This is a genomic window from Dethiothermospora halolimnae (assembly GCF_037577855.1).
Taxonomy (GTDB): Bacteria; Bacillota; Clostridia; order Tissierellales; family VENL01; genus Dethiothermospora; species Dethiothermospora halolimnae.
In genome coordinates this window covers 17,560-36,547 of sequence record NZ_JBAKFX010000017.1, presented here as the reverse complement: position 1 = coordinate 36,547, position 18,988 = coordinate 17,560, and the positions used below count along the sequence as shown (strand labels likewise).

The window sequence follows — 18,988 nt, the reverse complement described above, 5'->3', positions numbered from 1 at the left end:
AAGGGTTTCGGTTAATATATTATTGGATATATTTTGTAAGAAGAGGGTGATTTGATTGTTAAATAATCATAATAAGACTCCATTATTTGATGCAATTAAAGATTATAATGAAAGAAAGGTAGTACCCTTTGATGTGCCTGGTCACAAGCATGGTCAAGGGTTAAAAGAGTTCAGAGATTATGTAGGAGAAAGAATACTTGAGATAGATGTTAATTCCATGAAGTGTTTAGATATTTTAAGCAACCCTATAGGTGTTATTAAGGATGCCCAAGAGTTGATGGCATCAGCCTATGGCTCGGATCATTCGTTTTTCTTAGTAAATGGAACCAGCTCTGGAGTTCAAGCTATGATAATGAGCGTATGTAATCCAGGGGATAAGATTATAATACCTAGAAATGCCCATAAATCTGCCATAAATGGATTAATATTAAGCGGTGCATTACCGGTATATATCCAGCCAGAAATTAATGAAAGATTAGGGATAGCCATGGGAATAACCGCTGAAAACATAGAGATAGCAATAGGTAATAATCCCGATGCCAAGGCTATATTTTTAATAAATCCCACATATTATGGTGCTGTGTCGGATTTAAAGAGAATAATAAAAATTGCCCATAAACATGGTATGGCAGTTTTACTTGATGAAGCCCATGGAGCTCACTTTGGTTTCCATGATGATATACCAATGTCAGGAATTAGATTAGGTGGAGATATGGCAGCAGTTAGTCTTCATAAAACTGGAGGTTCACTAACCCAAAGTTCTGTACTTCTTTTAAATGAAGGTTTTGTTGAGAAAAATACTGTAAAAACCATACTAAATTTAAATAGAACAACCAGCGCATCCTATTTACTGATGGCCAGTCTAGATGTGGCAAGGAAAATGTTAGCCACAGAGGGAAAAGAGGTGCTTAATGAAGTACTTAACTTAGTTAGGAATGCTAGGGATGAGATAAATAATATAGATGGACTATATGCATTTGGAAAAGAATTAATAGGAAATCCTGGAGTTTTTAACTTTGATGAAACAAAATTAGGCATAAATGTATCGGAGCTTGGTTTAACAGGATTTGAGGTGTATGATATTTTAAGGGATGAGTATAATATACAAATGGAGTTAGGGGATATGTATAATGTTCTAGCTATAGTTAGTGTAGGGGATACTAGGGACAATCTAGAAACCTTGGTTACTGCATTAAAGGATTTAAGTGAAAAACATAGAAAATCACAATTAAAATTTCAAAATAGAAGTCTAGAAAATCCAGAGATCATAGTCTCTCCTAGAAATGCCTTTTATGCCAGGAAGAGATTAGTAGATTTAGACAAAGCCATTGGAGAAATAAGTGGAGAATCTATCATGGCATATCCTCCAGGAATCCCTATAATGACCCCAGGGGAAAAAATTAATAAAGAAATGATAGAATATATTAAATTCTTAAAGGACCAAAAAAGTGTAATAACAGGAATGTCAGATCCGAATCTAGAAAAGATAAAAGTATTGGGAATATAGGATTAAATTTGGGAAGGATTAGATAGTCCAATAGAGTATCGACAAAGTCTGAATATACTTTGGAAGAAATCGAAGGACTAGATAGTCCTTCTTTTTTTAAAAAAGTTTATCAAAACTTATTGACAAATTTCAAAAAAAGAGTATATTTAATATAGGTAAACTATTTGTTTAGTATTATTAAATTACTTTATAAGGAATTTAAATTAAACAACAGAAAAGTGATATAAAAAATCAGATTTTCAAATACAAATAAAATATATGATTATTATAGATGATAGGGAGGTAATTCAAATGAAATTAGAACAATTGGGAAGACATATATTAGTTGAGTTTTATGATTGTGATAAGGATATATTAAATGATCATGATTTAATAGAGAAACATATGAATCAAGCAGCAAGGGAAGCCAAGGCAACAATAGTGGAAAGTGTGTTTCATATGTTTAATCCCTGGGGAGTAAGTGGAGCGGTTATTATCTCAGAGTCCCATTTAACAATTCACACATGGCCTGAATATGGTTATGCAGCAGTGGATCTATTTACATGTGGGGATGAAGTCAATCCATGGAATGCATTTGATTATCTCGAAGAAAAGCTTAAGGCTAAAAAAACAGAAACCACTGAGGTTCCAAGGGGAATTGTTGAAAAAATAAAGAAATTTTCAACTGAAAAATTTAAAGAAGTTAAGTTTAAGCCTGATGCTAAAAACTAAGTTATATGGGAGAGATTAATATGGAATTATGGTATACGGAAAATCATACAGATAACGTAAGATTTTCAGCAAAAATAAAAAAGCATATATATCAACAGGAAAGTGAGTTTCAAAAGATAGATGTTTTCGACACCTATGAGTTTGGTAAACTATTAACCATAGACGGTTTAGTTATGGTGACTGAAAAGGATGAGTTTATTTATCACGATATGATTACCCATGTGGCAATGGGGACAAATCCAAATATTAAGTCAGTGTTAGTAATAGGGGGAGGAGATGGAGGTACTGTTAGGGAACTAACAAGATATAAAACCATAGAAAAAATAGATATGGTTGAAATAGATAAAGTGGTTGTGGATGTTTCAAGAAAATATCTACAGTTTACAGCTTCTAAGTTAGACGATGACAGGGTTAGTCTATATTTTGAAGATGGGCTTAAATTCGTGGAGAACAAAAATAATGTTTACGACCTTATTATAGTTGACTCCACAGATCCAATAGGTCCAGGGGAGGGACTTTTTACAAAGGAGTTTTATACCAATTGTCATAATGCATTAACTGAAAATGGTATATTAATAAACCAAAAAGAAAGTCCATATTATTCCCATAATGCCAGGGAAATGACAAGATCCCATAAGAAGATAAAAGAAATATTTAAAGTGGCTGAAACTTATCAATATAATATACCCACATATCCATCGGGACATTGGTTATTTGGATTTTCATCTAAGGGATTACATCCTGTTAAGGATTTTAACCCTAATAAATGGAACGAATTGGGACTTAAAACAAAATACTATAATACAGATCTTCACGTTGGTGCATTTGCACTACCAACCTATGTTAGAGAGAGGTTAGAAGATGAATAAAAATACATTTACATTTATAGGATTTGATAATGACTATGACGAATCAAATATAGTTGTCTTTGGAAGTCCCTTCGATGGGACCACATCCTTTAGACCGGGAACTAGATTTGCACCAAATACTATGAGAAATGAATCCTATGGTCTAGAAACCTATAGTCCCTACTTAGATTTAGACCTAGATGATTATAAAATATTTGATGGAGGAGATATAGAATTTCCCTTTGGAAATGTAAGTAAAGTTTTAGATAAGATAGAAGATTTCACTAAAGAAATTTTAGCTGATAGTAAGATACCCCTTATGATAGGAGGAGAGCATTTAGTTACACTACCGGCTGTTAAGGCTGTATATAATAAATACAATGATTTATATTTATTACATTTCGATGCCCATACAGATTTAAGGGAGCATTATATGAATGAAAAGTTATCCCATGCCACCGTAGTAAAAAGAATATGGGATTTCCTTGGAGATAATAGAATATATCAATATGGAATTAGATCGGGAGAGAAGCAGGAGTTTGATTGGGCAAGGGAGCATACCATATTAACGAAGTTTAATTATGATGGACTAGAAAGTGTAGTTGAAGATTTAAAGGATAAACCAATATATGTTACAATAGACTTAGACATATTAGATCCATCGTTTTTTTCGGGTACTGGAACACTAGAACCTGGAGGTATATCGTTTAATGATATGATGAATATTATTGATGCAATAAAGGAATTAAACATAGTTGGTGCAGATATAGTTGAGCTTTCTCCCCACTATGATAGTAGTGGAGCATCAACAGCTGTGGCTTGTAAAGTATTAAGGGAGCTTGCATTGGCCATATGCTATAAAAAGGGATAGAAAAGTTCTAGGTCAGAATATTAATAAAAATAGTGGTATCATTAAGACTGACCTAGAATAAATTCTAGCCAGGGCTATAAGGATTACGAAGGAGAAGATTTATGAAGGTTACTAAAGTAATAATACTACTAATAATATCTTTATTCCTAACATCTTGCAATAAAACCAAACCTTTAGAAAAGAATGAAACTAAAATTAAATCTAATAGGGAAGTTGAAAGTAAAAGAAAAATCGATGGATTTGAGGTATTAGAGGATGATTTAGTAAATAAAGATTCATATAGTATTATAACTGGTAAAATAAAAAATAGTACCGATAGGGAATATGAATATTTAGAGGTGAATATATCTTTATTTGATAATGAAGGAAATAAAGTTGATACCACAAAGGACGTTATAGAGAATATAAAAATAGATGATATATGGAAATTTAAAGCAGTGGTTTGGGATGAAAACATAGAAGAATATAATATAGATAGCATAGAAGGTCTTTAATTACAGAATATTTTAATAATAGAATAATAAGTTAAAAAATCACAAAAAAATCGAATATAATGTTATGTATTTACTGTATACAGTATTATATTAGAATATATTGGAGTCATATTGAGAATTATGCACCTATAGGAGGGTCATGGATAATAGGGTAACTATATCTAGTCATATAGGGGATATATTAATTTGATGTGTATATATATCTTTGTTATAGTTATAATTGACTTTGTTTGAACGTTAAATAAAAAGAATAAATTCTCATGATAAAAAGGAATCATTTTCAATGGTTTCTTTTATTTTTTTGAAAAAAAGGAGGTAAATAAATGGCCCAATTAGAGGTGAAGAATGTATCAAAAGTATTTGGACACAATCCTAAGAAGGTATTTCCCTATTTAGATAAGGGAATGTCTAAAGAAGAAATACTTGAAAAAACCGGAAATACTGTTGGGGTAAACAGTGCTAGTTTTAAAGTTAACAAAGGAGAGTTCTTTGTGGTTATGGGTTTATCGGGAAGTGGTAAATCTACCCTTATAAGATGTTTAAATCGTCTTATTGAACCGACAAAGGGAGAAATATTGGTTGATGGGGAAAATATTGTTACGGCGGATAAAGACAAATTATTAGATATAAGAAGAAAGAAAATAGCAATGGTTTTCCAACACTTTGGTTTATTTCCCCATAGGACTGTTTGTGAAAATGTTGAGTACGGATTAGAAATACAAGGGGTAGACCCAAAAGACAGAAAAAAAATGGCCTATGAATCCCTAGAGTTAGTGGGACTTAAGGGATATGAGGAGCAAATGCCCGATGAACTAAGTGGAGGTATGCAACAAAGAGTTGGATTGGCCCGTGCCCTTGCCACTGATCCAGATATACTTCTTATGGATGAGGCTTTTAGTGCACTAGATCCATTAATACGTAAAGAGATGCAAGATGAGATCTTAGAACTACAGAATAGAATGCATAAAACCATAATATTTATCACCCATGATTTGGACGAGGCATTAAAATTAGGTGATAGAATCGCTGTTATGAAGGATGGTAAAGTGGTACAGATAGGTACTTCAGAGCAGATATTAACAGATCCTGCAAACGACTATGTAAAAGAGTTTGTTAAAGATGTTAATAGAGCTAAAGTAGTTACTGCTTCAAGTATAATGAGAAAACCAGATGCCATAGTAACCTATAAAGATGGTCCTAGGATGGCAATAAGAAGAATGGATGAAGAAGAACTATCTAGCATATACGTGGTGGATAAAGACAGAAGACTTAAAGGTATAGTAAGGATAGATGATGCACTAGAACTTAAGAAACAGGGTAAAACCAGTGTTGACGAAGTTATTATAAAGGATGTTCCCAAGGCCTCTCCGGAGACACCTATTATTGACTTATTAAATATGTCTACAAATGCACAGTACCCAATAGCCGTAGTAGATGATAATGATAAATTGCTAGGCATTATTATAAGATCGTCTCTTATTTCAGGAATATCAGGAGGGGAGGAATAAATATGATTAATTTACACATAGGTAAGATATTTGAGAAAATAGTTGATTGGTTAGACACAAATTTTGAGCCATTATTTGACTTTATAACTGAAGTTATAGATAAGTTAATAACGGGGCTTCAAGATATATTACTATTTCCCCCAAATATTGTTCTTATAGTTATTTTTGTTCTTCTTGCATGGAAGGCAGCAGGAAAAGGAGTATCATTATTTACTTTAATAGGATTAGGTCTTATAGTTAGTATGGATCTATGGGAAGAAACTATTGAGACATTATCCCTAGTAATGGCATCGGCTATTATTGCTTTAATTATAGGAATACCTTTAGGTATTTGGGCTTCTAGAAGTAAAACTGTAGATAAGGTAATAAGACCTATACTTGACTTTATGCAGACTATGCCTGCCTTTGTATATTTGATCCCTGCTGTATTATTCTTTGATATGGGCAATGTACCAGGGGCTATAGCCACAGTAATATTTGCAATGCCACCTGTGGTTAGGCTTACTAACCTAGGTATACGTCAGGTTCCAACAGAGGTTGTGGAAGCTGCAAAATCCTTTGGTTCCACATCGAAGCAGATGCTTATCAAGGTTCAGCTTCCCATAGCCCTTCCCACAATACTTGCAGGGGTAAACCAGACAATAATGTTATCATTATCAATGGTTGTAATTGCATCTATGATAGGTGCTAGGGGACTAGGTGAAAAGGTATATAGTGGTATAACTCAACTTCAAATTGGTACTGGATTTGAAGGGGGAGTTGCAGTGGTAATATTGGCTATGATATTAGATAGAATTACCCAAGCTTTGGGGAATTCAGATAAAGTAAAACAATAAAAAGGAGGAGATTTTTGTGAGAAAAAATATTAAGAAGATATCAATATTATTATTGATTTCGATGTTAGGATTAGCATTAATGGCTGGTTGTTCATCTGAGGATAGTAAAGTAGAAGATAATGGTGGAGAAGAAGGTACTAAAGTTGAGGATAAAGGAACAGTTAAATTAGGTTATGTTAACTGGGCCGAAGGTATAGCTATGACAAACTTAGCTAAGGTTATATTAGAGGATAAAATGGACTATGAAGTTGAAATGAAGCGTGCAGATGCAGGGGTAATATTCACTTCAGTTGCCGATGGGAAAACAGATGCATTTTTAGATGGATGGTTACCTGTAACCCACGAACAATATATGGAAAAGTATAAAGACGATTTAGTTGATTTAGGATATAATTTTGAAGGTGCTAAGATAGGTTTAGTAGTACCAGAATATGTAGATGTAAATAGCATAGAAGAGTTAAATGATAATAAAGATAAATTTGCTGGTAGAATAATAGGTATAGACTCCGGTGCTGGAATTATGAAGGCAACAAAAACTGCTATAGAAGAGTATGACTTAGATTACGAACTAATGGCAGGTAGTGGTCCCGTTATGACCGCTAAACTTAAAGATTCAATAGAAAGTGAAGAACCTGTAATAGTAACAGGATGGAAACCCCACTGGAAATTTGCTAGATGGGACCTTAAGTTCTTAGAAGACTCTAAAGGGGTATATGGAGATGTAGAAAATCTTCATACTATAGTTAGAAAAGGATTTAAAGAAGATATGCCAGAGGTAGCTAAATTCTTTGAAACTTTTAAAATGAATGACCAAGAACTTGGTAGTTTAATGGGAATGATAGCCGATAGTGATGAAGAACCCCATGTAGCTGCTAAAGAGTGGATGAAAGAAAATGAAGATTTAGTAAATAGCTGGATAGAAAAGTAGGATAATTTAGATACTAAAGAAGGGATAGGTGTTGGGCCTATCCTTTTTTTAGTGGAAAAATTAGGGCCGTGATCTGCACTTTGCACCCTGCACTAAACAAAGAAGCCACAAAGCCGGCTTTGTTTTTACTAATATGTTATAATAATTATAAATAATAGTAAAAAAACAAAAAAGGAGAAGGGAATGTAAATGAATACAACTATAAAGAGAATTATACTTTTGGGTTTTATACTAATTTTAGTATCTTTTATTATAATAGAAGGTCTAATGATTTATTATGGGGATAAAAAGGAAGAGGGAGATGTAGATTATATGATAGTTCTTGGGGCTAGATTATATGGTAAATTACCATCTCCCACCTTATCAGAAAGACTCTATACAGCACTGGACTATTTAAAGGATAATAAGGATGTTAAGGTAGTTGTAACAGGGGGACAAGGTCCCACAGAGGATATTGAAGAGGCTAAAGCTATGAAAGGATTTTTAGTAGATAATGGCATTGACAAAACTAGAATAATAGAAGAAAATAAATCAACAAGTACATATGAAAATTTGAAATTTGCAAAGGAAAAGATAAAGGAAATTGACAATAGAGACAGGATTAAGATCTTAATAGTTACATCGGATTTTCACATATTAAGGGCTAAATTTTTAGCTAGTAGATTAGGATATAAACCCTATGGGTTTCCAGCACCAACCCCCGATGCAGTTAAATTTAAAATGTATATAAGGGAATATTTTGCTATAATAAAGTCTTTTGTATTTGACAGATAATATCTAAAACGACCAAATAAGGTCGTTTTTTTACTTTTACTAAATTAATATGTAAGAAATTGCGTTTTTTTTATAAAGGATAAGTAATGAAAATATAGAATATTCAAACTGTAAAATTATTTTTTACAAAATATATTAAATTATGTAAAGGGGAAGTGGGATATGATAAGAGAAAATGGGGAATTTTATGACAAAATGACAAAACTTTGTGTAGACAAAAATGATGATATTTGTAATCTAGAAAAGTTTTTATGTATTGTAAGGGGGCCTCTTTTAACACTGATTTTTATTATTATTTTTTTTAGTTTAGCATTAAATGATATAAAAATACCTAGTATAATGGGAATATTTGCAATTATTATAGCTATTACTGCTTTTAAATCAGGAATTATTCCTGCTATAATATCTTTAGGACTTTGCCAATTCGTATTTTTTTATATTCTTAAGGTGCATAGTCATGGAAAAATAGATATGAGATACCTAATAGCTAATATTATAATAAGAAATATGGTACTAATTATGGTTATTTTTGCCATGAATAGAATAAGGACCAAATTTATGATGAAAGAAAAAAGCTTAAATATTAAGTCTCAAAAACTTAGCATGCTATTTAATAATGCAAATGATGCTATATTTTTACATCCATTATCATTAGATGGAGTTCATGGTAAATTTATTGAAGTTAATAAAAAGGCTTGTGAAGTATTGGGATATAGTAGTGATGAATTACTTAATATGACTCCAAATGATTTAAATAAAGATAATAATTCACCAAAGAGACAAGCTATAATAGATAGAATAAGGAATGAAAAGGAAGGATCATTTGAAAAGATAATATTGACTAAAGATAATAGGGAATTAATATTTGAGTTTAATACCCATTTATTTAAGTGGCAGGGACAATATGTGGCATTATCGGTGGCTAGGGATATAACTAAGAGAAAAAAAGTAGAAATGGAACTTATGGAAAGTAAGAAAAGATATAAAGAACTTATAAAGTTACTACCCGATGGAGTATTTATATATGATAATGATGAAATTTATTTTGTTAATCCAATTGGAGCAAAACTTTTATGTAAGGATAGTATAAATGAGATAGTGAACAGACCTATAAAAGAAGTTTTTAATGAAAAATGTCTAAAAAAGTTAAATAATAAATTCACAAGGAACAGGAACGAAGAAAATGATACAGAGATTATAGAGTTAGAATTTGATAACAAAGATGAAACAATGGTTTATTTAGAAGGTTCTAGAATATCTTTTATGGATAAAGGCAGAAAAAAGTATTTAGCGGTTATAAGGGATATAACACAAAGAAAGAGAGCTGAAAAATTAGAGAGGGAAATACATATAAAGGAAAAACTTTTAGAAGAGTCTGAAAAATATAATAGGCTTAAAACAGAATTTTTTGCCAATATATCCCATGAACTTAGAACACCTATTAATATAATACTTGGGACAGTACAGATATTAGAAATTTATATTAAAGATGATTTATATAAAAATAATAAATTTAAAGACCGAATAAAATTGATTAAACAAAACTGTTATAGATTATTGAGATTAGTAAATAACATAATAGATATAACAAAAATAGATACGGGATATTTTGATATAAATTTAGGGAATCATGATATAGTAAAAGTTGTTAAAGAAATAACACTTTCCGCCCATGGCTACATGAAAAATAAAGGTGTGGAACTTTCCTTCCACAGTACTATAGAAAGTAAAATTATAGCCTGTGATCCAGATAAGATAGAAAGAATATTATTGAATTTATTATCAAATGCAATCAAATTTATAGAAAATGGTAAGAATATTTATGTTGAAGTTAATGGCAATACCGACTATATACAAATATCTGTTAAGGATAATGGTATCGGTATAGCCAATGATAAAATTGATATGATCTTCAAAAGGTTCTCTCAAGTAGACAAATCCTTTAACAGAAAGCAAGAGGGCAGTGGTATAGGATTATCAATAGTAAAGGAACTGGTAATGATGCATGGTGGAAACATATCTGTTGATAGTAAAGAAGGGGAAGGTAGTCAGTTTATAATAAATTTGCCCTGTAGGAAGTTAAGTAATAAAAGGGAGCAAGATATTCATACTAAAGATGAAATAGATAGTGAGCTAATAGAAAGGATAAATATAGAGTTTTCAGATATATATTCATAAATAGTTTTGTAATAATAAGAATCATGGGATATAATATAGAAGGATTATTTTTAAGTGGACAGGGGAAACTCTGTCCACTTAAATGTTATTTAATTTTACTTAGGAGGTTCTATATGATTTCTGAAATTGTAAAGGCTTTTATGTTTATTTTTGTTGCAGAAATGGGAGATAAAACTCAAATATTAGCAATGACCTTTGCAACTAAATATAGTGTTACAAAGGTCCTTACAGGGGTATTAATAGGTTCTTTTCTTAATCATGGATTGGCAATAATGTTAGGAGCATATTTGTCCAATGAAATGCCTGTTGATAAGGTCCAAGTAATAGCTGGAATTATGTTTATATTTTTTGGACTTTGGGCATTAAAATCCGATGATGACGATGATATAGATGAAGATAACAAGAGCAAATTTGGACCAGTAATTACAGTAGCCCTTGCATTTTTTATTGGAGAACTTGGAGATAAAACCCAGCTTACCGCCATGACCTTAGCTACTGATGGAAAGTACCCCTTCTTTATTTTGGTTGGTACTGTAACTGGTATGATAGGAACAAGTAGCCTTGGTATTTTTGTAGGAAGAAAAGTTGGAGAGAAGATACCAGAACTTGCAATTAAACTAGTGTCATCGGGAGTGTTTTTATTTTTTGGTACTTTAAAATTAATAGATTCATTACCAGCTAAATATATAACCCCTATGAATGTAGCCATATTTTTTATATTACTAATAGGAATAGTATATATTCTATTAAAACCACTATTACAAACTAAAAGGGACAATAGACAAACTGCTTTAAAGGAAGTAGCGGCGACATTATATTTGCAAGCAAATAAGATGAAAGAAGTAATGGATGATATATGTCTAGGAGAAGGTGCCTGTGGAAGTTGTGAAGGGGGAAATTGTCTGATAGGATATACAAAGAATATATTAAATTATGCAAAAAATAATGAGGAGTACATAATTCCTAAAGATATTGATATAAAACCTCCTGTCACAGGAAAAAACTTTGATAAGAAAAAAGTGATAGATGCCCTTGGTATGACAGTGGATCATTTATTATATTATGGGACATATCAGTCGGAAAATTATGTTGTAAATAGAGTTAGACAGGCCTTAGAAAAAATACTTTTAGGAGAAGAAATTTCTTTTAAAGAAGATGGAGATAAATATTTTAAGTTATTAAAACAATATGATAAGGAAGTGGCAAAGGGAGTTAAAAACAAAGTAAAAGAATTAAAAAAAGAAAGAAAGGGATAAAAACAGGTGGTTTCAATTGAAACCACCTGTTTTTTTTATTTGTCAATAGAAAAAGATATAATATATATACCAATCTCTATATCCTTATATAAAAAAAATATTGACTAGTGGTCATTTTAGAGTTATAATCATATATGCAAATGACCAATGGTCAATTTTGAAAGGGGAGTATTATGACAAAAGAAGATAAGGTAACTAGAAATAAAAAGAAAAAAGAAAATTCTTTATATAAAGCTGCCTATGAACTATTTACTACAAAGGGGGTGCATAATACAGCCATAAGTGAAATAGTAAAAAAAGCAGGTGTGGCAAAGGGGACCTTTTATCTTTACTTTAAAAACAAATATGATATGTTAGATAAAATTGTTCTTAAGAAGAGCTCTTTAGTACTAAGGGATGCCATTAAAGCTACTGATGAGAAAGAATATGAAGATTTTATAAATAAATTAAATTACTTTATTGATTATATTATAGAGTATCTAAAGGGTAATAAGGTGCTACTAAAACTTATATATAAGAATTTATCCTGGGGATTTTTTAGAAAAGCATTGGTAGATTCAAAAGCACAAAAAGAAATGCAAGAGATATTTGATACATTTATGGAAGGAATTACCGATGAAAAATACGATTCAAAGGACCCAGAAAAAACTTTGTTCATGATAATAGAGTTAACGGGATCCATTTGTTATAGTTCCATTATATTAGGTGAGCCTACAGATATAGATAATATGAAGCCAATTTTGTTTGAAACAATAAGGAAAATAATAGAAAATTAAAAGGAGATGAGGATATGGAGAGATTTGGTAATTTTATTGCGAAACATAGGATTATAATTTTAATAATTGCCATAGTTTTATTACTTCCATCTATTTATGGAACAGTAAGCACCAAGATAAACTATGACATATTAACCTATTTACCAGAGGATTTAAATTCTATGCAAGGACAGAAAATCCTTGATGAGACATTCCAAAAAGCGGCGACAGGAATGCTAATAGTGGAAGATATGGAAAAGAAAGATGTGCTTACTATTAAAGAAAAAATAGAAAAGGTTAACGGTGTAGAAAGTGTAACATGGATAAGTGATTTATTAGATATAACAGTACCAAAGGAGATGCTCCCTGAAGATATAAGGGAAGTTTTCTATAGGGAAAATTCAACCCTTATGATGATACAGTTTAAAGAAGGGGGAGCCACTGAGGCAACTCAACAGTCAATAGCTAATATAAGAAAGATAATGAATAAGCAATGTTTCTTAAGCGGTATGTCAGCAATTATAAAGGATACAATAGAACTTGCCGACAGAGATACCCCTATATATGTTGCCCTTGCGGTAATACTTGCAATAATAGTTCTAGCATTAACCCTTGAGTCAACAATAGTACCTATTATTTTTATGGTATCAATAGGAATGGGAATAGCCTATAACTTTGGTTCAAATATTTTCTTAGGAGAGATTTCATATATAACAAAATCCCTAGCAGCAGTACTTCAATTAGGAGTAACGATGGACTTTTCCATATTTTTACTCCACAGATATGAAGATGAGCTTAGGAATACAGATGATAAAAATCATGCAATGGCTAGGGCTATATCAAATACAGCCTCATCTATATTTGGAAGCTCATTAACTACCATAGCTGGTTTTTTAGCCTTAGGAATAATGAATCTAGGCATAGGAAAAGATATAGGAATTGTAATGGCAAAGGGAGTATTAATAGGGGTCATATGTACTATAACATTACTACCAGCATTGATATTGGTATTTGATAAGGTTATACACAGATTTAACCATGGAACAGTACTTCCAAGCTTTAATGGAGTATCAAATTTTATAACAAACCATTATAAGTTACTTATTATTTTAATAATTGTATTATTTATTCCAGCCTTTTATGGTCAGAGTAAAACCGATGTTTATTATAATCTAGATGAATCGTTGCCAAAGGATATGGCATCGATAGAGGCTCTTAATAAGCTTAAAGAAGAATATGATATGACAACTACCCATATGATTATTATTGATGATGATGTAAAAAATTATAAAGTAAATAAAATGATAAAGGATATAGAAGATACACCGGGTATTGAGAAGGTTCTTGGTTTTGATAAGTTTATAGGACCTAGTATCCCCCAAAGCTTTATTCCAGATGAAATAAAGGAAACCTTTGTTAAGGGAGGATATAAGTTATTACTTGTAAATTCAGAATATAGAGCAGCCACAGACCAATTAAATACACAAATAGCTCAAATAAAAGATATAGTTCATAAATATGATAAAAACGGAATGATAACAGGAGAAGGTGCATTAACAAAGGATTTAGTAGAAATAGCAGATGTTGACTTTAAAAGAGTAAGTATTGCTTCTATAACAGCAGTGTTTGCAATAATATTACTACTATTTATGTCAATTTCAATACCGATTATATTAGTAGGTATTATAGAACTGGCAATATTTATTAATATGGCTATACCATACTATATGGGTACAACAATTCCATTTATAGCATCGATAGTTATAGGATGTATTCAACTAGGTGCAACAGTTGATTATGCCATACTTTTATCAACAAGGTTTAGGGAGGAAATAAGAAATGGTCATAACAAAATTGATGCAATGCAAATAGCCCTTAAAAGTTCCATAAGATCAATAGTAACAAGTGCCCTTACTTTCTTTAGTTCAACAATAGGAGTTGCATTTATAGCAAGAATTGAGATAGTAAGTGGACTTAGTATGATGATAGCAAGGGGAGCATTAATCAGTATGTTTGTGATTATATTTTTATTACCAGCTGTTTTACTTTTAGCAGAGGGCTTTGTATCTGTTACATCTAGAAACTGGAAAACAAAACCAAATCTAAAGTCATTAACAAAGGGGAGGAATTAATATGAGAAATAGTAAAATTATTAAAATATTAAGTATAGTATTGATATTTCTTATGGTAGTGTCAAATAGTGTTTTAGCAGTAGATAATGTAAAAAAAGATGAGACAGTTTATGTTACATTAACCAGTGATGGAAAGGCAAAGGAGAAAATTGTTAGTGTCCATCTCCACGTTGATGAAGTAAAAGGGGAGTTACAAGACAAATCAATACTTAAAAATATTGAAAATATTAAAGGTGAAGAAAAACCTATTAAAAATGGAGAGAAATTAACTTGGGAAACTAATAAGAATGATTTATTCTATCAGGGAAATACAGACAAGGAATTACCAGTAGAAGTAAACATAAGTTACTATTTAGATGAAGAAGAAATAAAACCAGAAGATTTAGCCGGAAAATCAGGAAACATTAGAATAGTAATTGATTTAGAAAATAAATTAAAACATAGGAAATATATAAATGGGTCAGAAAAAGAAATATATACACCCTTTGTAGGAGGCGTGGTATTAAATTTACCTATGGATAAGTTTAAAAATGTTAAAGTGAATAGTGGCAAAGTAGTTACAGATGGAAATAATCAAGTAGTTACATTGGTTACATTACCGGGGATAAAGGAAAGCTTAGATAGCGATATGTTTGATATTAAAGAAACCTTTGAAATAAAATCTGAAGTAGAGGATTTTGAAATGGGGCCTATAATGATAACACTAACACCAAGTATTCCAGAAATAGGAGAACTGGATAAAGTAGAAGATATTACTGGATTAATAGGTGGGGTAAAGAAATTAAAGGATGCCAGCTCTAAATTAGCAGATGCCACAACAAAATTAAAAGAAGGGCAAATAAGCTTAGCTGAAAATATTGTTAAGATAAAAAATGGTGCAGCAAAACTGGGAACTTCGGCTAAAGAGTTAAAAAAAGGAATATTAGACATAGATAATGGTATTGAAAAAGCCTATAATGGTTCTAAAAAGGTTTCTGATGGAGCTAAAATGTTATCAGAAAGTGCTGGAAAATTGGGGCAAGGTGCAATGGAGTTTGGCAATGGAGCCTTGAACTTTTCCCAAAAATCCCAGGAATTTTCGAAAGGATCGGTGAAAGTATCAAAGGGAGTAGATACCATAGCCAATAAAACTGGAGATTTATCAACTGGAGCTAAGGATTTAGCAAAGGGTACTGAAGAGCTAGTTAAAGGTCATGAAGAGTTAAATAAAGGGGTGTTAAAAGCCCTGGGAGGACTTGAAAAGCTTAAACAAGGGAAAGAAAAGGAAATAGAAGTTATAGATTTACTATTAAAGGGAGTAGATAAACTATTAGATGGAAGTAAGAAGCTACAGAAAAATCCCGCTACTAAATCCGTTGGAGACACTCTAGTAAAGGGACTTACAAAACAAAAAGAGGGACTAGAAGGACTTAAAACTTCAGGAAATGAATTTATGACAGGACTTAAGGAGCTAGAAGAGGGCATCAAGTCAATAGAAGCAGGCTCTAACAAACTAACAAAAGAAATGAAAAATTTAAATAAAGGGCAACAAAAACTAGCCGATGGTCTTAATAAGCTAGATAAGGGAACCAATAGCTTAAAACCAGCAGCTAAGAAATTAGCAGAGGGCAGTAAAGGATTAACAGAAGGAGCAAATAAATTAGCTAAATCGGCTGAAAGTTTAAATGAAGGTGCCAATAAATTTGTAAAGGGATCAAATGACTTAATTAAAGGATCTCAAGATGTTACAGATGGTTTGTATAAGCTAAATGGAGGAACTGATAAATTAGCAAAAGGAGCCGATAAATTTGTAAAGGGAAGTAATGATTTGGCTTCTGGAGCAGTAGAATTATCAGAAGGTGCAAGTAGGTTAGCTGAAGGTTCTAAAGAACTAGATGCAAATATGAATAGGTTTAATAATGAAGGTATAGGGGAAATGGTAAGAAAACTTTCTGGAAATACAGAAGATGTAGAAAGCTTACTTGAGGTTAAAGATGAACTGGTTAAATTATCAAATGAATATGGAACTTTCACAGGAAAAATCAATAACATGGACACTACAGTTAAGTTCATAATGAAAACCGAAGAAATTAAAAAGCCAGAGATAGAAAAGGAAATAGAAGTTAACAAAGAGGAAGATGATGGAGGTTTTTTCAGTTGGATAAAAGATAAAATAACAGGATTATTTTAAGTAGGGACTGGTCATGACCAGTCCAGTGGGGGGATTTAAAATCCCCCTTTTTTTATGTTAAAACTTAAAATAATTGATATAATATAACTAGAAAAAAAGAGGGGGGGATATAATGCTAAAATTAATAAAAGAGGGAGAAGTATATTGTCCAGATTATATTGGTAAAAAGGATATATTAATAACAGGAAATAAGATAGGATATATAGATGATAATATTACCATTCCTAAAAATTTTGTAGACATAGAAGTGATAGATGCTAAGGGTAAAAAGGTTGTACCTGGATTTATTGACTCTCATGTACATATAATAGGTGGTGGTGGCGAAGGGGGATTTAAAACTAGAACCCCTGAAATACAGTTAACAGATATAATAACAGGTGGTGTAACGACAGTTATAGGGGTCTTAGGTACCGATGGAACAACAAGGACCATGGCGAATCTCCTTGCCAAGGCTAGAGCCTTAGAGGAGGAGGGAATAAGCACATATGTACACACGGGGTCATATCAAGTTCCAGTAAGAACAGTAACAGGAAGTATTCAAGATGATATTATTTTAATAGATAAAATAATAGGAGTTGGAGAGATAGCCCTATCGGATCATCGCTCATCCCAACCTAATGTAGATGATATAGCTAAATTAACAGCAGAAGCTAGGGTTGGTGGGATATTATCAGGAAAAAGTGGAGTTGTAAATATCCATGTTGGCTCAGGGGATAGAACTATTGATTGCCTGGAGGAAATAGTTAAGAACACAGAGATACCCATAAACCAGTTTCTACCAACCCATATGATAAGGAATGAAAGACTGTTTAATAAGGGGATAGAGTTCGCTAAAAAGGGTGGAGTCATTGATTTTACAACAAGTACCAGTGATAGTGGAGAAACAGGATGTAGTAAATATTTAAAAAAGGTATTGGATAAGGGAGTATCGATAGATAATATAACCTTTAGTTCCGATGGACAGGGAAGCTTACCCAAGTTTGATAAGGAAGGGAACTTCATAGGGCTTGGGGTTGGAAAAGTCACATCTTTATATAACGAGGTTAAAAAGGGTTTAGTTGATGGAGATGTAACCCTAGAAGATGGCTTAAAAGTTATAACAGCTAATCCTGCTAGAATATTAAAACTAAGAAATAAAGGCTATATAAGGGAAAATAATGATGGAGATATAGTTATATTAGATAAGGATTTAAATATAGACACTGTAATAGCCATGGGTAAGATTATGATAAGGAATAAAGAGATAGTAGAGAAAGGTATATTTGAAAAATAAGTATATAGGTATATGAAATAGTTGCAGAGGGATTCGCAAGCCTCTGTCAGTTGCTGGGGGATTCGTAATCCCCCAGCTTTGTTTTTTATACAAAATCTATAAAGAATTCTATGTATAAAAATAATTGATAAATATTTTCAAAAAGGTGTTTAAATTATTTAAAGGTGGGAATATATATAACAGAAAACAAGTTTTTAAAAATAGATTAAGGAGGAGTTCATAAATGGAACGATTAGTAGGTAAAAAGGCACCTGATTTTAAAATGGCAACAGTATTAGGAAATGGTGAAGATTTTGGAAATGTAAGTTTAGAAGATTATAAAGGAAAGTGGTTAGTAATGTTCTTCTACCCACTAGATTTCACTTTTGTATGCCCAACAGAGATTACTGCATATAGTGATAGATATGAAGATTTCCAAAAAGCTGGAGCAGAAGTATTAGGCATAAGTGTTGATAGTGAACATTCCCATAAGGCATGGATAAACGGAGATTTAGGAAAATTAAACTTCCCCCTTGCATCTGATATGACTAAATCAGTGGCTAGAGACTACGGAGTATTATTAGAAGAGGACGGAGTAGCACTAAGGGGACTATTTATAATAGATCCAGAGGGTAATGTTAAATACTCAGTAATCCATGACTTAAATGTAGGTAGAAGTGTTGATGAAACATTACGTGTACTTAAAGCCCTTCAAACTGGGGGACTTTGCCCAGTTAATTGGAATGAAGGAGAAGAACTTCTTTAAGG

16 protein-coding genes are annotated in these 18,988 nt (G+C 31.9%); all 16 read left to right on the top strand.

Features of this window, described 5'->3' with window-relative positions; all coding sequences use genetic code 11:
- Window positions 1-55 precede the first annotated feature (55 nt).
- The 16 genes from V6137_RS08840 (at window position 56) to V6137_RS08765 (ending at window position 18,986) form a co-directional block, all read left to right on the top strand.
- On the top strand, window positions 56-1,507 hold the full coding sequence (locus V6137_RS08840; RefSeq protein WP_425447553.1) for an aminotransferase class I/II-fold pyridoxal phosphate-dependent enzyme: 1,452 nt from the start codon (window positions 56-58) through the stop codon (window positions 1,505-1,507).
- Between the two features lie 291 nt (window positions 1,508-1,798).
- Window positions 1,799-2,218 carry an adenosylmethionine decarboxylase gene (gene speD, locus V6137_RS08835; RefSeq protein WP_425447552.1) on the top strand — a complete coding sequence of 140 codons (420 nt, stop codon included), beginning with the start codon at window positions 1,799-1,801 and terminating at the stop codon, window positions 2,216-2,218.
- Window positions 2,219-2,238: 20 nt separating this feature from the next.
- Window positions 2,239-3,087 carry a polyamine aminopropyltransferase gene (speE, locus tag V6137_RS08830; RefSeq protein WP_425447551.1) on the top strand — a complete coding sequence of 283 codons (849 nt, stop codon included), beginning with the start codon at window positions 2,239-2,241 and terminating at the stop codon, window positions 3,085-3,087.
- Window positions 3,080-3,937 (top strand): agmatinase, encoded by an 858-nt coding sequence (speB, locus tag V6137_RS08825; RefSeq protein ID WP_425447550.1) that lies wholly within the window; start codon window positions 3,080-3,082, stop codon window positions 3,935-3,937. Before speE ends, speB begins: the two co-directional genes overlap by 8 nt.
- Before the next feature lie 101 nt (window positions 3,938-4,038).
- Window positions 4,039-4,431 carry an FxLYD domain-containing protein gene (locus V6137_RS08820; protein ID WP_425447549.1) on the top strand — a complete coding sequence of 131 codons (393 nt, stop codon included), beginning with the start codon at window positions 4,039-4,041 and terminating at the stop codon, window positions 4,429-4,431.
- Window positions 4,432-4,754: 323 nt separating this feature from the next.
- Entirely contained in the window at window positions 4,755-5,939 is a 1,185-nt protein-coding gene (locus tag V6137_RS08815) for a quaternary amine ABC transporter ATP-binding protein (protein ID WP_425447548.1), read from the top strand.
- Between the two features lie 2 nt (window positions 5,940-5,941).
- On the top strand, window positions 5,942-6,775 hold the full coding sequence (locus V6137_RS08810; RefSeq protein ID WP_425447547.1) for an ABC transporter permease: 834 nt from the start codon (window positions 5,942-5,944) through the stop codon (window positions 6,773-6,775).
- A gap of 16 nt (window positions 6,776-6,791) precedes the next feature.
- Window positions 6,792-7,703 (top strand): glycine betaine ABC transporter substrate-binding protein, encoded by a 912-nt coding sequence (locus V6137_RS08805; RefSeq protein ID WP_425447546.1) that lies wholly within the window; start codon window positions 6,792-6,794, stop codon window positions 7,701-7,703.
- A 189-nt stretch (window positions 7,704-7,892) separates the two neighbouring features.
- Window positions 7,893-8,477, top strand: a complete 585-nt coding sequence (locus V6137_RS08800) for a YdcF family protein (RefSeq protein WP_425447545.1) — start codon at window positions 7,893-7,895, stop codon at window positions 8,475-8,477.
- Between the two features lie 162 nt (window positions 8,478-8,639).
- Complete coding sequence (locus V6137_RS08795) at window positions 8,640-10,655, top strand: PAS domain-containing sensor histidine kinase (protein ID WP_425447544.1); 2,016 nt, start codon at window positions 8,640-8,642, stop codon at window positions 10,653-10,655.
- A gap of 113 nt (window positions 10,656-10,768) precedes the next feature.
- Window positions 10,769-11,911: a TMEM165/GDT1 family protein gene (locus V6137_RS08790; RefSeq protein ID WP_425447543.1), complete on the top strand. Its 1,143-nt coding sequence runs from the start codon at window positions 10,769-10,771 to the stop codon at window positions 11,909-11,911.
- Between the two features lie 173 nt (window positions 11,912-12,084).
- Complete coding sequence (locus tag V6137_RS08785; protein ID WP_425447542.1) at window positions 12,085-12,687, top strand: TetR/AcrR family transcriptional regulator; 603 nt, start codon at window positions 12,085-12,087, stop codon at window positions 12,685-12,687.
- 14 nt (window positions 12,688-12,701) lie between these two features.
- The gene (locus V6137_RS08780) at window positions 12,702-14,798 is read left to right on the top strand and encodes an efflux RND transporter permease subunit (protein ID WP_425447541.1); all 2,097 of its coding nucleotides are present in this window, start codon (window positions 12,702-12,704) and stop codon (window positions 14,796-14,798) included.
- A 1-nt stretch (window position 14,799) separates the two neighbouring features.
- Entirely contained in the window at window positions 14,800-16,968 is a 2,169-nt protein-coding gene (locus V6137_RS08775) for a hypothetical protein (protein WP_425447540.1), read from the top strand.
- Window positions 16,969-17,080: 112 nt separating this feature from the next.
- Window positions 17,081-18,241 (top strand): beta-aspartyl-peptidase, encoded by a 1,161-nt coding sequence (gene iadA / locus V6137_RS08770; RefSeq protein WP_425447539.1) that lies wholly within the window; start codon window positions 17,081-17,083, stop codon window positions 18,239-18,241.
- A gap of 223 nt (window positions 18,242-18,464) precedes the next feature.
- Entirely contained in the window at window positions 18,465-18,986 is a 522-nt protein-coding gene (locus V6137_RS08765; protein WP_425447538.1) for a peroxiredoxin, read from the top strand.
- Window positions 18,987-18,988: the final 2 nt, after the last annotated feature.

Excerpts from the sequence above, each read along its gene's own strand:
- speD (WP_425447552.1), top strand. The coding sequence starts at position 1,799 with ATGAAATTAGAACAATTGGGAAGACATATATTAGTTGAGTTTTATGAT.
- speE (WP_425447551.1), top strand. The coding sequence starts at position 2,239 with ATGGAATTATGGTATACGGAAAATCATACAGATAACGTAAGATTTTCA.
- speB (WP_425447550.1), top strand. The coding sequence starts at position 3,080 with ATGAATAAAAATACATTTACATTTATAGGATTTGATAATGACTATGAC.
- V6137_RS08820 (WP_425447549.1), top strand. The coding sequence starts at position 4,039 with ATGAAGGTTACTAAAGTAATAATACTACTAATAATATCTTTATTCCTA.
- V6137_RS08815 (WP_425447548.1), top strand. The coding sequence starts at position 4,755 with ATGGCCCAATTAGAGGTGAAGAATGTATCAAAAGTATTTGGACACAAT.
- V6137_RS08810 (WP_425447547.1), top strand. The coding sequence starts at position 5,942 with ATGATTAATTTACACATAGGTAAGATATTTGAGAAAATAGTTGATTGG.
- V6137_RS08800 (WP_425447545.1), top strand. The coding sequence starts at position 7,893 with ATGAATACAACTATAAAGAGAATTATACTTTTGGGTTTTATACTAATT.
- V6137_RS08795 (WP_425447544.1), top strand. The coding sequence starts at position 8,640 with ATGATAAGAGAAAATGGGGAATTTTATGACAAAATGACAAAACTTTGT.
- V6137_RS08790 (WP_425447543.1), top strand. The coding sequence starts at position 10,769 with ATGATTTCTGAAATTGTAAAGGCTTTTATGTTTATTTTTGTTGCAGAA.
- V6137_RS08785 (WP_425447542.1), top strand. The coding sequence starts at position 12,085 with ATGACAAAAGAAGATAAGGTAACTAGAAATAAAAAGAAAAAAGAAAAT.
- V6137_RS08780 (WP_425447541.1), top strand. The coding sequence starts at position 12,702 with ATGGAGAGATTTGGTAATTTTATTGCGAAACATAGGATTATAATTTTA.
- V6137_RS08775 (WP_425447540.1), top strand. The coding sequence starts at position 14,800 with ATGAGAAATAGTAAAATTATTAAAATATTAAGTATAGTATTGATATTT.
- iadA (WP_425447539.1), top strand. The coding sequence starts at position 17,081 with ATGCTAAAATTAATAAAAGAGGGAGAAGTATATTGTCCAGATTATATT.
- V6137_RS08765 (WP_425447538.1), top strand. The coding sequence starts at position 18,465 with ATGGAACGATTAGTAGGTAAAAAGGCACCTGATTTTAAAATGGCAACA.